Here is a 14,315-nt window from a genome sequence, read left to right as displayed (position 1 = left end):
ATCCGATTCTATGCCGGACACCACACGTAGTTAATAAAATTAGTCAGTGTGCGTAGTTGTGAAAAATATCACACGCTAGCCACTAAGGCGCAGTATAGTAATGAATCCGTGCCTGATAATCAACCAATTTAGCTGACTTTTTCAGCGATAGTGCAGTGATTTAAGCATGCTCTACTGTGATTAAGGGCTATTATCTTTTAGACTGAGTTTCCATTTCATATAGCCAACCAAAATTTGATATGCAGCCAACCATCGCAAGAGTAGCGCTCCCTGTGCCACTCGATAAAACTTTTGATTACCTGCTCCCCGGCGGTGATTTGCCTATCGTTGGTGGAAGAGTTGTCGTTCCTTTTGGGCGACAGTCATTGGTTGGTATCGTGATAGAAATATCAGAAAAAACAGAAGTCAGCCTTCAACACCTCAAGTCGATTTCTCAGATCTTAGATCGTGCGCCAGTTTGGTCGACTGAACTGTATGAACTTTTGAGATGGTGCAGTCAGTATTATGTTCACCCGCTGGGCGATGTATTTAACATTGCTCTGCCGGGGGCATTAAGAAAAAAAAGGCGTGCAGAATTTACCAGCATCAAAGAGTGGCGCCTGACTGATATTGGTCGCAATCAGCTGATGAGTAATTTTGGTCGAGCAGTGAAGCAGGCCAAAGTGATGCAAATGTTGCAATCTGGCTCCGTTTCTCATCAAGAGTTTATTGATGCAGAAGTTGGCTCAACTGTTTTAAAAACGCTGCAAGACAAAGGTTGGATAGAATCACTAGAAACGCTGCCGAAAATAAAACACTGGCCCAGCGCTGTAGAGTCTGAGCAAGAGAAACCGACTCTCAACCAAGAACAAGCTATTGCTATAGCCGCCGTCAATAATGTCGAAGGGTTCGCCTGTTATTTACTTGATGGTGTGACTGGTTCAGGCAAAACTGAGGTATATCTTAATTTAATTACGCCAGTATTAGAGCGTGGTGAGCAGGCTCTGGTACTTGTGCCAGAAATCGGTTTAACCCCACAAACCATTCAGCGTTTTGAAAGTCGGTTTAATGTGCCTGTTGAAGTCATTCATTCGGGTCTAAATGAATCAGAGCGTCTTAACGCTTGGCTATCCGCTAGAGATAAAGCAGCAGGAATCGTCATTGGTACTCGATCTGCGGTTTTTACTCCGTTTGAACATTTGGGCATCATCATAGTGGATGAAGAACATGATGCTTCTTACAAACAGCAAGACACACTCAGATATCATGCCCGAGATGTGGCCATTATGCGTGCGCACAAAGAGCGCATCCCAATTGTGTTGGGCTCAGCCACGCCAGCACTGGAAACAATACATAATGCGTTGAGCGGAAAATATCACCATTTACAGCTGACGAAACGCGCTGGTAACGCTACACCAACAACCAACAAAGTTTTGGATATAAAAGGCTTATATCTCGAAAGTGGTTTGTCAGCGCCATTGATCGCTGAAATGAGACAGCACTTAGAAGCTGGAAATCAGGTTTTATTGTTTTTGAATAGGCGAGGATTTTCACCGGCCTTGATGTGCCATGAATGTGGTTGGTTGGCCGAATGCTATCGGTGTGAGAGTTACTACACCTACTATCAGAAAAACAACGAAATGTGTTGCCATCATTGCGGCTCCCGCAAGCCTGTAGTGAGACAGTGCCAGAGCTGTGGTTCATCCCATGTTGTGACTGTTGGGGTTGGAACCGAGCAGTTAGAGTCTCATTTAACGGATCTATTCCCTGAGTTTAAATCGATAAGAATAGATCGTGATAGTACGCGTAAGAAAGGGCAGTTGGAATCCGCTTTAGCTTCAATCCTAAAGGGTGAGTATCAGATATTAATTGGCACGCAAATGTTAGCCAAAGGTCACCACTTCCCGAATGTTACTTTGGTCGCTCTGTTGGACGTTGATGGCGCTTTATATAGTAGTGACTTTAGAGCGTCAGAGCGCTTTGCTCAGTTGTATACCCAAGTGGCAGGTCGAGCCGGCCGAGCCAGCAAAAAAGGTGAAGTGGTTTTGCAAACTCATCATCCTGAACATTCTTTATTGCAAGGGCTGCTTAATAGCCCGTATGGGCAGTTTGGCAAAATGGTGTTGGGTGAGCGAAAAATGGCGCTCCTTCCACCATTTACTCACTTATCACTGCTTCGAGCAGAAGCAAACGATAGTGCTGTGGCCGAGTTATTTTTGCGCCAAGTAAGATTAACCTTGGAATCGAATCCTTTGTTTGATGAAACTTGTATGGTGCTGGGGCCAACGCCTTCACCCATAACCAAGAGGGCAGGCAAAGCTCGCTGGCAGATGATGTTGCAGACTTCCGAACGTAGCTTAATGCAGAAAATTCTTCTGAGCTCAAAGCCTGTCATTCAAACGCTTCCCGAGTCCAAGAAAGTGCGCTGGGGAATCGATAGAGATCCTCAAGATCTGAGCTAACACACTAGGTGATCGCTCCATTACTGACTCATTTGCAATCAATTGTTATAAAAATGTTTTTTATATGTTCGCTTTTTTTTGAGTTGGTAGTGAGGTGCATATTGTTATTATTCGAAATGTTGTGATTAACATCACGAAAAAAATGTAATATTTGATAAATTTGTCGTAACTTTCTGCGTTGAATTGAATAGAATAGTGTCAGATAAATGAGCTCCAATAAAAAATAACAAGAGAGTTCTAAAACGTTTGGTTATGGTGAAGTATGAATGTAAGTGATTGCATTCATTGAATTTATGAGGCAGCTATTATGGCGACAATGAAGGATGTTGCTCAGCTCGCGGGTGTATCAACAGCAACAGTTTCAAGAGCGTTGATGAACCCCGAGAAAGTATCCACGTCTACTCGAAAGCGCGTTGAAGATGCAGTACTAGAAGCGGGCTATTCCCCTAATTCCTTATCTAGGAATTTACGTCGAAACGAATCTAAGACAATCGTCGCAGTCGTACCTGATATTTGTGATCCTTACTATTCCGATATTATTCGTGGTATCGAAGATGCTGCAGTTGAGCATGGCTACACTGTGCTGCTAGGAGATAGCAGTCAGCAAAAGCGTAAAGATTCGACATCCTTAGCCAGTTTAGCTTTTGCTAAGCAAGCTGACGGAATACTTTTGTTAGGTGCAGATCTTCCGTTTGATGTCAGTAAATCCGAGCAGAAAAACCTACCACCTTTAGTTATGGCTTGCGAGTTCGCCCCTGAGCTTGAACTTCCAACTGTGCACATTGACAACTTAACTGCAGCGTTTGAGGTGGTGAACTACCTTACTCAAATGGGGCATAAGAGAGTTGCTCAGATTTCTGGCCCTGAATCTGCCGCTATTTTTAAGTTCCGCTCGCAAGGGTATCAGCAGGCGTTGCGCCGAGCAGGCATTACCATGCGTCCAAACTATACCGTGTATGCTGATTACTCATTTGAAGCTGGCGCGGTTGCTGTACGCAAGCTTCTTTCACTAGCCGAGCCGCCAACGGCGATATTCTGTCATTGTGACATTATGGCAATTGGTGCTATTCAAGAAGTGAAGCGTTTGGGTTTGCGAGTACCACAAGATCTATCAATTGTCGGTTTTGATGATATTCAGTTCTCTCAATATTGCGATCCACCGTTGACCACTATTGCTCAGCCAAGATATGAAATTGGCCGCCAAGCGATGCTAATGATCTTAGAGCGTTTAAGAGGTAAAGACGTTAGGGCAGGTTCTCGACTTCTGGAAACCAGACTTGTGGTAAGAAACAGCGTAGCGCCACCTCGAGTTTGCTAATAATCTAGCTTGCTTCAATATGCTTGGGCGATAGGGTCGACGTGATTTTGGTGTGATGTCATACCGCCATAAAGCACTATTAATCTGTCATCGCTCAATAAAGTCATTTAGTATGTAGTTAATTTCGAAATAGTGAATGTAAGACGTTGTGGCAAGTAAAGATTACGTAAGGCGCGGTAGCGGTCAAAACAAAAAGCGTGGTAGCAAGAAAAAGGCGAGCCCAAGCCGCAAACCCTGGCGAAGCGGTATCATTGCCGTCATTTTAGTTTCTGCGTTTGGCTATGGCTTATATACTTTAAGTAAAGATCCCGAACCGCCAAAAGCTGTTATACAGCCAAGTAAGAGTATTAGTTCTAAACCAGCTGCTAAACTACCGCCACCGCCGGAAGAAAAGTGGGATTATGTCGACACATTGCCTAATCGCGAGATTGAGGTAAAAGCAAAACCATTAGTTGAATCTAAGATTCCTTATGTGATGCAATGTGGGGCTTATAAAACCAAGCACCAAGCTGAAACTCGCAAAGTAGACATCGCTTTCCAAGGTTTGACGAGTAATATCGTCAAGAAAGAAGGTAGCTCGTGGTATCGGGTGGTACTAGGTCCATACAAAACAAAGCGGGATGCTGAAAAAGACAAGCACAAACTGCAGCGCGTGAAGATTCAACCCTGCGCGATTTGGAAACAGAACCAATAGACTGAAATAGTCACTCTAAGAGCACTTTAACCAGTGCTCTTTTATTTTCCCTTGATTTTATCCTCAACGACCCACATATATCTTCTAACGTTTATTGAATTTAAATTAAAGAGGCCATACTCGTGACTACCATTGTATCTGTTCGTCGAAATAACAAAGTTGTCATCGCGGGTGATGGACAAGTTTCCCTTGGCAATACTGTCATGAAAGGGAATGCGCGCAAGGTTCGCAGACTATATAACGACAAAGTTATTGCTGGGTTTGCTGGCGGTACGGCGGACGCATTTACCTTATTTGAACGTTTGGAAAGCAAGCTACAAATGCATCAAGGGCATTTAACTAAAGCGGCGGTTGAACTCGCGAAAGATTGGCGAAGTGACCGAGCTCTTCGTAGACTTGAAGCAATGCTTGTAGTGGCTGACGAAACAGCGTCTTTTATCATTACTGGTAACGGCGATGTTGTTCAGCCTGAAAATGATTTGATTGCTATCGGCTCCGGTGGAAACTTTGCCCAAGCAGCAGCGACTGCTCTGTTAGATAACACAGAATTGAGTGCGTTAGAAATTGCAGAAAAATCACTGAAAATTGCTGGTGATATCTGTGTATTCACTAATCATCATCACACTGTTGAAGAACTAGAAATACCTGCTGAGTAAAAAACAAATAGTAGATGTTTGATGATTGCACTGTTAAGAATTTAAGGAATTACCCATGTCTGAAATGACTCCTCGTGAAATTGTTCATGAATTAAATCGCCATATCATTGGCCAAGATAACGCTAAACGTTCAGTGGCTATCGCTCTTCGTAATCGCTGGAGAAGAATGCAGCTTGAAGAAAGCTTACGCGCAGAAGTGACGCCGAAAAACATATTGATGATTGGCCCAACTGGTGTGGGTAAAACTGAAATTGCTCGCCGTTTAGCTAAGTTGGCTAATGCGCCATTTATTAAGGTGGAAGCAACAAAGTTTACCGAAGTTGGCTATGTGGGTAAGGAAGTGGAAACCATTATCCGCGATCTAACGGATGTAGCAGTCAAGATGACTCATCAACAAGCGATGGAAAAGGTGAAGTTTCGTGCTGAAGAGCAAGCTGAAGAGAGAGTTCTTGATGCTTTATTGCCGCCTGCTCGTGATGCTTGGGGACAAAATGAAGAGAAAAAAGACGAGGACAGCAGTAATACTCGCCAAGTGTTCCGTAAAAAGCTTCGTGAAGGCAAGTTAGACGACAAAGAAATTGAAGTAGATATCGCGGCTCCGCAAATGGGCGTCGAAATCATGGCTCCTCCAGGTATGGAAGAAATGACTAACCAGCTTCAAGGTATGTTCCAAAACCTTGCTGGTGACACGAAGAAAAAGCGCAAGCTAAAAATCAAAGAGGCGTTCAAAGCTTTAACTGAAGAAGAAGCGGCGAAGCTGGTTAATCAAGAAGAGCTAAAAGAAAACGCGATTTACAATGTCGAAAATAACGGCATAGTATTTATCGATGAAATTGATAAAATTTGTAAGCGTGGTGAAAGCTCTGGTCCAGACGTATCTCGTGAAGGGGTACAAAGAGACCTATTGCCACTGATTGAAGGAAGTACAGTTTCAACTAAGCACGGTATGGTTAAGACGGACCATATTCTGTTTGTCGCATCTGGAGCGTTCCAAGTTGCAACTCCTTCTGATCTTATCCCTGAACTGCAAGGTCGTTTGCCAATTCGAGTTGAGCTGGAAGCGCTGTCTAGTGATGACTTTAAGCGTATTTTGACAGAGCCTAAAGCCTCACTAACAGAGCAATATATCGCCCTGATGAAAACCGAGAATGTTGACATTGACTTCACTGATGACGGTATTACGCAGATAGCAGAAGCTGCATGGCAAGTGAATGAATCTACGGAAAACATCGGAGCACGTCGCCTACATACTGTTATGGAGCGACTAATGGATGAAATCTCATTTGAAGCAACAGATAAAGCAGGTAGCCAAATGACTATCGATGCTAACTATGTCAAAGAGAAGCTTGGTGAGTTCGTTGACGATGAAGATTTAAGCCGCTTCATTCTTTAACCTCAAAGGTCATCATAAAATTAGAAAGCCCACTTCAAAATGAAGTGGGCTTTTTTGTCTATGGTTCGAATTTACGGATAGAGCTTAAAGCATAAAGATAAAGACAATCGCAAGCACAGACATCAGTGCTGCAAATCCGTAGCAAAAGACTTTACCTGTGGTACCTGTATGGAATTTTAAGTCATGCATTCCATGGTGTACTCGGTGCATTGCATGCCACATGGGTAGTGCGATAGAAGCAATAATAAATGCGCCGCCGATGAAGCTTGCTGCAAAGGCGGAAACGCGCTCAAAATGCAGTGCTTCTAGCTCGATGATTTCTAGTGGTATCAGGATACCAACAACCAAAATAGTGATCGGAGTGAGCATAGCAAACCAAGTGCCGCCAGCGCCGAATAAGCTCCACCAGATAGGCTCTTCAGAGCGCTTTGGTGATAGGTTTACTTTTGAATCTTGTTTCATTGTGCGCTCCTTACACCAAATAGAGAATGACAAGAGAAATAACGGCTACTGCAGCCCATTGCGATAACACGATAACTTTTTTAGATACTGTTTTTCCTGCAATGCGCACAGGAACAACTTGAGGCATCATGCTGAAAAAGGTTTGTGCATGAAATAAGCTACCAGCTAGCGCGACGATGTTTATGGCAATGACGACAGGGTTTGCCATAAAGTGTAGCCAGCCTTCCCATGCCTCTGGCCCTCTCACAAGTGAGCCTAGCCCGAATAGCAAAAATACCGTAAATAGAACAAGTGGAAGTACCGTCGCTTCTCTAAGCATGTAGAAACGGTAGTAAGGATGATTTTTCCACCAAGTACGCTCAACAGGGCGAACATAAGGTTTGCGATGACTCATGTTAGGCCTCCTCAGGTTTAAACATTGCGATGACATAATCCATTGAAGATTCCACTTTTCCTTGGTTTACCGCGGAAGCCGGATCAACGTTTTTCGGGCATACTTCAGAACAATATCCAACAAAAGTGCAGCCCCAAGCACCATTTTCACCATTGATAAGACTCATTCGCTCAGACTTACCATTGTCGCGGCTATCTAGGTTGTAGCGATGCGCCAATGTTAACGCTGCAGGACCAATAAACTCTGGGTTTAGGCCAAATTGAGGACAAGCGGCATAGCACAGGCCGCAGTTGATACAGCCAGCAAACTGCTTATATTTCGCCATTTGCGCTGGAGTTTGTAGGTTTGCACCATCTTCAGGTGTTCTGTCGTTGCCGATAATGTAAGGTTTAATTGCTTCTAGGCGTTCAATGAATGGTGTCATATCGACAATCAAGTCTTTCTCAATTGGGAAATTGGCAAGAGGCTCAATTTTGACGCCATTTGGGTAGTCGCGAAGGAAACTCTTACAAGCCAGTTTTGGTACACCGTTAACCATCACACCACAAGAACCACAAATCGCCATTCTGCAAGACCAACGATAGGCGAGATCTTTATCTAGGTTATCTTTGACATAACCAATCGCATCTAAGATAGACATAGTCTTATCAAATGGGACATCGAAGGATTGGAAGTGTGGTTCTGCGTCATGCTCAGGATCGTAACGCAAGATCTCTACTTTTTGTGCTCGATTCGCAGACATATTACTTCTCCTCCATGCATTGTTCTGTTTGCGCAGCTTCTTGTTTAGCGGCCTCCTCAGCTGCAGCTTTTTCAGCAGCTGCTCCATAGAGTCGGGCTTTGGGTTGCGACTTAGTAATCGTTACGTTGCTGTAGTCGATTTTAGGAGCGGCATCAGGTACATAGAAGGCAAGTGAGTGCTTAAGATAGTTCTTGTCATCACGCTCAGTACATCCATCATCAAGACGTTGATGTGCGCCGCGTGACTCTTCACGTAATATTGCAGAGTGAACCATCGCCTCAGCGACTTCTAATCCATAGCCGATTTCGATGGCATACAGTAGGTCAGTGTTGAAAACGGTGCCCTTGTCTTTGATACTAATCCGCTTGTATCGCTCTTTTAGCTCTGCGATTTTATCAATGGTGCTTTGCATCAAGTCTTTTTGGCGATAGATACCACAACCTGCTTCCATGGTTTTGCCCATTTCGCTACGGATATCTGCCCAGTTCTCGTCACCTTCTTGGTTGCGCAGTGTTTCGATGCGCTGTTCAACATCTTTTATCTGCTGCTGAATGGATGCGTCATTCCAATCGGTGAATTCTTTGGCTCGCTTGATTGCATTTTCACCGGCTACGCGGCCGAACACGACAAATTCTGCTAGCGAGTTTGAGCCAAGTCGGTTTGCCCCATGTAGGCCGACAGATGCACATTCGCCGACAGCAAATAGGCCTTTGATTCTTGTTTCACAGCCTTTGTCTGTTTCAATACCACCCATTGTGTAGTGAACCGTTGGACGAATTGGGATCGGCTCTTTCGCTGGATCGACATTGACGTAGGCTTTGGCTAATTCGCAGATAAAAGGTAGTCGTTCTTGTAGATATTCTTCACCAAGGTGGCGCAAGTCGAGGTGTACAACATCGCCAAGTGGATGTTTGATAGTGTTGCCTTTTTGTTGCTCATGCCAGAATGCTTGAGATACTTTATCCCTTGGACCAAGTTCCATGTATTTGTTCTTTGGCTGGCCTACTGGCGTTTCTGGTCCAAGACCATAGTCTTGTAAGTATCGATAGCCGTTCTTGTTAAGCATGATACCGCCTTCACCTCGGCAACCTTCAGTCATCAAAATGCCTGTACCAGGTAGACCTGTCGGGTGGTATTGAACAAACTCCATGTCACGTAGCGGCACACCATGTCGATAAGCCATTGCCATTCCATCACCAGTCACGATTCCACCATTTGTATTGCAGTGATAAACGCGGCCGGCACCACCTGTCGCCAATACAACAGATTTAGCTTTAATCGTGACCAACTCGCCTTCCGACATATGAATGGCAATTAGGCCTTGAACTTCACCTTCAACTACAAGGAGATCTAGAACAAAATACTCATCGAAACGGTTGATTTGTGGGTACTTCATTGATGTTTGGAAAAGGGTATGAAGCATGTGGAAACCTGTTTTGTCGGCTGCAAACCAAGTTCTCTCAATTTTCATTCCACCAAAACGGCGAACGTTGACTTCACCATTTTCTTTACGGCTCCAAGGGCACCCCCACTGTTCCATTTGAATCATTTCGCGTGTCGCATTTTTAACGAAATACTCGACAACGTCTTGTTCACATAGCCAATCTCCGCCACCAACAGTGTCGTTGAAATGGTTATCTAAGCTATCTTCATCTTTAATGACTGCAGCAGATCCGCCTTCGGCAGCGACAGTGTGGGACCGCATAGGGTATACTTTCGATATTAGTGCGACTTCCAGCTCAGGTGCTGCTTCTGCTGCTGCTATTGCAGTTCGAAGACCTGCGCCACCTGCACCTACGATTGCGATATCTGTCGTTATGGTTTTCACGTTGCTCTCCAATGCTTTTGTTCTAATTCGAATACTCCACTTTTTTATTTTTGGTAGGAGTGAATCGCATGTTTTGACGCTAGTCTAGGGGCAAGCTGTACGTAAAAAATTGACTTAATCAGGTATTTCGTTCGGTTGTTGGGTGAGTTGCTATCTTATTTCTATACATGTGATATTTGTCACCTATCATTGTTTATTTTTATAGAAGTGGCTTAATAACAGTATTAACTATTAATATTTTGAAACATTTTCAGGACTCATTCATTATCAATATGAAACAGTTAAATTGGCAGCCCAGCGCAACTCGATCCGCGTTACAGCAAAGAGCGAACTTAATAAGTAAAGTTCGTCAGTTCTTTTTTGAGAGAGATGTTCTTGAAGTTGATACTCCGGCAATGAGCCACGCGACAGTGACAGATATTCACTTGCATACATTTTCGACTGAGTTTGTTGGGCCAGGCTATGCAGGCGGTAGAAAACTATATCTGATGACGAGTCCAGAATTTCACATGAAACGACTACTAGCATCTGGTAGTGGTTGCATTTACCAAATTGGTAAGGCGTTTCGTAACGAAGAGAATGGTCGTTATCACAATCCAGAGTTTACGATGTTGGAGTGGTATCGAGTCGGGTTTGATCACCATGATTTGATGAATGAAATGGATGAGCTATTCCAAATCGTGTTGGGTTGTGGCTCTGCGCAAAAACTGACATATCAGCAAGCATTCAAACAGACTTTAGGTGTATGCCCGTTAGAAAGCTCGATGAAGGAATTAAAAGTTGTTGCGAGTAATTTAAACCTTTCAGATATTGCTGAACCTGAACAAAATCGCGATACCTTGCTGCAACTGCTTTTTTCCATTGGAGTAGAGCCAAAGATTGGTCAAGACGTACCAGCGTTTGTGTATGACTTTCCGGCTTCACAAGCCGCACTAGCAAAAATTAATCAAGACGACCCAAGAGTAGCCGATCGATTTGAAGCGTACTTTAAGGGTATAGAGCTTGCCAATGGTTTCAATGAACTAGACAACCCTCAAGAGCAGAGAAAGAGGTTTGAGCTCGACAATATGGAGCGCAAAGCGATGAATTTACAGCCTCAGCCTATAGATGAGCACTTGCTAGCTGCGTTGGAAAAAGGACTGCCTCAATGTGCGGGCGTGGCGGTTGGGATTGATCGTCTGATTATGCTGGCAATTGGTGCTGATCATATCGATCAAGTCACCGCATTTCCTTTTCCTCGGGCGTAGTACATACGCAAGCAACCTCAAGATGCTTGATTCCGCTAGATAGATAAGGCTTCCGTACTAGGCGACAATTTATAGACACAACATTCTACGTTGAAAATCGATAGCGACGTATTGCAGTCTTATCTACTCACCCTTTGGAAGTGGTCTAGTGCTTCCACTTTCATGTTACAACCCCTTTCAAGTTTACCTGCATGTACATACTGACGGTAAAAAACGCGTTTTGGTATATGTAATAAATTATTGTTTTATAGGAAGTGTATTCTTTACAAATAAGAAATATAGAAAATAGTTTTTTCTTTTCGTGTTAAAAAAGAAAATATCCTGATATTTCCCTCACCAGACTTAGATTATTTCAATCAATTCTTTTAAGTTATTTTATATTTCTAAAACATCATTCATAAAAGTGTGACGCGAGAGTTACTATTTTCAGTATTCTATTTCTCTGCTGGAACAGTTGTGCCCGATTTAACACCTACACTTGTCGTTATCTCTATTTTTATGGCAACCATTTTTGGGCTAATAAAATATCAGCGTTATCCTGCGCGGGTATTTGGTGTGGCTTTGCTCGCGCTTTATATGACGAATACTGTTTCGACTCAGCAAGTATTAAGTAGCTTTTCTAATCAAGGGTTACTAACGCTTATCTTGCTAATGACCTGTTCTTTATCGCTGGAGAAAACAAAGCTATTGAGGGTCATTACCTCTTACGTTATGAAGCAAAACTATAAAGCAACATGGTTGCGTTTGTTCAGTTTAACTGTTGTTTCTTCGGCATTTCTTAACAATACGGCTGTGGTTTCTACTATGTTGTCTCCGATACGAAATAGTGAATTTCACTCGTCTAGCCGATTATTAATTCCGCTGTCTTATGCTGCGATTTTTGGTGGCACATTGACACTTGTTGGTACCTCTACCAATTTAATCGTGAATAGCATGGTGCTTGGCCAACATGGTAAGCCTCTGGGTTTTTTTGAGTTCACACCGATTGGTTTAAGTGTTGTGATTGTTTGTGGTGTATTGCTCTACTTTATTTCCAGACTTTTACCAAATAAAGTCGATGAAAGACCTAAAGCGTCGAAATATTTTATTGATGCAAAAGTCTCATTCGAGTCGTTATTAGTGGGAAAAACGATAGAAGCTAATGGGCTTAGAAATCTAGAGTCGTTGTTTTTAGTCGAAATATTACGTCGAGGCCGTTTAATTTCTCCCGTCTCTCCCAGTGAAGAAATTGAAGCTGGAGATAGACTGATGTTTACCGGTGATATAAAGAAAGTTTCCGTATTGAATCAGTTTGACGGCTTAGACTTGTATGCACATAAAAATGGTTTGCCAATCAATAACCTTAGAGAAGTTGTTGTTAAGCCTGAAAGTGTTCTGATTGGTAAAAGCCTAAAACAGACTGGATTTCGAGCATTATTTGATGCTGCAGTTGTCGCAATGCGTCGAGATGGTGAGTCCATATCAGGGAAATTGGGTGACCTCCAGCTTAATGCAGGTGATTTTTTGGTCCTTGCTGTCGGAGATGATTTTAAGGGCCGACACAATATAGCTAAAAATTTCTTCCTAATAAGTGGTTTAGAAGTAGAAAAGTTACTTAATCCGATTCAGGAAAGGATCGCCATACTCGGCTTTTTCCTTGCTATATCTTTATCAGCTTTTGGAGTGCTTTCTTTATTTAAAGGGATGTTGTTACTGCTTGGCGTTTTGCTTCTCTCTGGAAGTTTGAATTCTAATGAAATTATGCAGCGTATACCTAAGCAAATTTGGCTGATCATATCCTCTGCTTTACTTCTTTCACATGCGCTTATTAATAGTGGCGCACTAGAATATTTCCATCAAACAGTGTTAGCCAACAGCAGCACTTTGACGCCCTTAATAGGTCTAGTCGCGGTGTACTGCCTAACTTGGATAACGACCGAACTGGTAACGAATAATGCCGCGGCAGCGCTTATTTTCCCAATTGCTTACAGCTTGGCTATTGCATTATCGGCCAACGCTCATGCCTATATTTTGGCTGTCGCGTTTGGTGCGAGTGCTAGCTTTATTAGCCCTTACGGATATCAGACAAACTTAATGGTGTTTAACGCGGGAAAATATCAACTGAGTGACTTTGTCAAAGTTGGTGTGCCTATCAGTATTGCGTATGGCATTACTGTCATTACCGCTATCTACTTTTTTGTCGGTTTATAGGAATCGAAATAGGATAAATGATGAATATTGCTCCGAAAAAACTAACTCATTTAAAACAGCTCGAAGCCGAGTCTATCCATATTATTCGAGAAGTTGCGGCAGAGTTTGATAACCCAGTGATGCTCTATTCTGTCGGAAAGGATTCATCGGTTATGTTGCACTTAGCTAAGAAAGCCTTTGCGCCGGGGGCTCCGCCTTTCCCTTTGATGCACGTCGATACGACATGGAAATTTAAAGAGATGATCGCGTTTCGTGACTATATGGCAGACAAGGTGGGTATGAAGCTTATTGTTCACCAGAACCCTGACGGGTTGGCAATGAACATTAGCCCTTTTGTTCATGGTAGCTCAAGGCATACCGATATCATGAAAACTCAAGGTTTAAAGCAGGCGTTAGATAAGCATGGTTTTGATGCCGCTTTTGGTGGAGCGCGCCGAGATGAAGAAAAATCACGTGCGAAAGAGCGAGTTTACTCATTTAGAGATGAGCATCATCGATGGGATCCCAAAAATCAGCGTCCAGAGCTATGGAATGTGTATAACGGTAAAGTGAATCAAGGCGAAAGCATTAGAGTTTTCCCGCTATCAAACTGGACCGAGCTTGATATCTGGCAATACATCTACCTTGAAAATATCGAAATACCAGAGCTTTACTTATCCCAAAAACGCCCTGTCGTAGATCGTGATGGCATGCTCATTATGGTGGACGATGAGCGTATGGAGCTCAAGGATGGCGAGAAAATCGAGCAAAAAATGGTGCGCTTTAGAACCTTGGGTTGTTATCCGTTGACTGGAGCAGTTGAGTCCGAGGCAACAACATTGCCTGAAGTTATTCAAGAGATGCTTCTAACCACGACATCTGAGCGTCAAGGCCGCGCTATTGACCACGATAGCGCTGGTTCGATGGAGAAGAAAAAGCGCGAAGGGTATTTCTAACTTATGGCTACTTGC

The 14,315-nt window shown here is 43.3% G+C and carries 12 protein-coding genes; 8 read left to right on the top strand and 4 right to left on the bottom strand.

Annotated features, from left to right (window positions below; translation table 11 throughout):
* Positions 1-239 precede the first annotated feature (239 nt).
* From priA to hslU, 5 genes are all read left to right on the top strand, one after another.
* Positions 240-2,441, top strand: coding sequence for a primosomal protein N' (gene priA / locus L7A31_RS18460; RefSeq protein WP_237363223.1), 2,202 nt, complete (start codon positions 240-242; stop codon positions 2,439-2,441).
* 307 nt (positions 2,442-2,748) lie between these two features.
* Positions 2,749-3,759 carry a DNA-binding transcriptional regulator CytR gene (gene cytR / locus L7A31_RS18455; protein WP_237363222.1) on the top strand — a complete coding sequence of 337 codons (1,011 nt, stop codon included), beginning with the start codon at positions 2,749-2,751 and terminating at the stop codon, positions 3,757-3,759.
* 148 nt (positions 3,760-3,907) lie between these two features.
* Positions 3,908-4,453, top strand: a complete 546-nt coding sequence (locus L7A31_RS18450; protein WP_237363221.1) for an SPOR domain-containing protein — start codon at positions 3,908-3,910, stop codon at positions 4,451-4,453.
* A gap of 122 nt (positions 4,454-4,575) precedes the next feature.
* Positions 4,576-5,109, top strand: a complete 534-nt coding sequence (hslV, locus tag L7A31_RS18445) for an ATP-dependent protease subunit HslV (protein WP_237363220.1) — start codon at positions 4,576-4,578, stop codon at positions 5,107-5,109.
* A 55-nt stretch (positions 5,110-5,164) separates the two neighbouring features.
* Positions 5,165-6,502 carry an ATP-dependent protease ATPase subunit HslU gene (gene hslU / locus L7A31_RS18440; protein WP_237363219.1) on the top strand — a complete coding sequence of 446 codons (1,338 nt, stop codon included), beginning with the start codon at positions 5,165-5,167 and terminating at the stop codon, positions 6,500-6,502.
* Between the two features lie 84 nt (positions 6,503-6,586).
* On the opposite strand, the gene frdD is transcribed toward hslU, so the two are convergent.
* The 4 genes from frdD to frdA are packed head-to-tail and all read right to left on the bottom strand — an operon-like array spanning position 6,587 to position 9,928.
* Complete coding sequence (gene frdD, locus L7A31_RS18435; protein ID WP_237363218.1) at positions 6,587-6,964, bottom strand: fumarate reductase subunit FrdD; 378 nt, start codon at positions 6,962-6,964, stop codon at positions 6,587-6,589.
* A gap of 10 nt (positions 6,965-6,974) precedes the next feature.
* Positions 6,975-7,358, bottom strand: a complete 384-nt coding sequence (frdC, locus tag L7A31_RS18430; RefSeq protein WP_237363217.1) for a fumarate reductase subunit FrdC — start codon at positions 7,356-7,358, stop codon at positions 6,975-6,977.
* Position 7,359: 1 nt separating this feature from the next.
* The gene (locus L7A31_RS18425; RefSeq protein ID WP_237363216.1) at positions 7,360-8,100 is read right to left on the bottom strand and encodes a succinate dehydrogenase/fumarate reductase iron-sulfur subunit; all 741 of its coding nucleotides are present in this window, start codon (positions 8,098-8,100) and stop codon (positions 7,360-7,362) included.
* Position 8,101: 1 nt separating this feature from the next.
* Positions 8,102-9,928, bottom strand: coding sequence for a fumarate reductase (quinol) flavoprotein subunit (gene frdA / locus L7A31_RS18420; protein WP_237363215.1), 1,827 nt, complete (start codon positions 9,926-9,928; stop codon positions 8,102-8,104).
* Between the two features lie 272 nt (positions 9,929-10,200).
* Here frdA and epmA point away from each other — a divergent pair, with 272 nt between their 5' ends.
* The 3 genes from epmA (at position 10,201) to cysD (ending at position 14,300) form a co-directional block, all read left to right on the top strand.
* Positions 10,201-11,175, top strand: a complete 975-nt coding sequence (epmA, locus tag L7A31_RS18415) for an elongation factor P--(R)-beta-lysine ligase (RefSeq protein WP_237363214.1) — start codon at positions 10,201-10,203, stop codon at positions 11,173-11,175.
* Between the two features lie 498 nt (positions 11,176-11,673).
* On the top strand, positions 11,674-13,365 hold the full coding sequence (locus tag L7A31_RS18410; RefSeq protein ID WP_237363603.1) for an SLC13 family permease: 1,692 nt from the start codon (positions 11,674-11,676) through the stop codon (positions 13,363-13,365).
* 26 nt (positions 13,366-13,391) lie between these two features.
* Positions 13,392-14,300: a sulfate adenylyltransferase subunit CysD gene (gene cysD, locus L7A31_RS18405; protein WP_237363602.1), complete on the top strand. Its 909-nt coding sequence runs from the start codon at positions 13,392-13,394 to the stop codon at positions 14,298-14,300.
* Positions 14,301-14,315 lie beyond the last annotated feature (15 nt).

The organism is Vibrio marisflavi CECT 7928 (genome assembly GCF_921294215.1).
Classification (GTDB): Bacteria; Pseudomonadota; Gammaproteobacteria; order Enterobacterales; family Vibrionaceae; genus Vibrio; species Vibrio marisflavi.
Note: the sequence above shows the minus strand (reverse complement) of the source record. Positions and strands in the feature narration are given on the sequence as shown.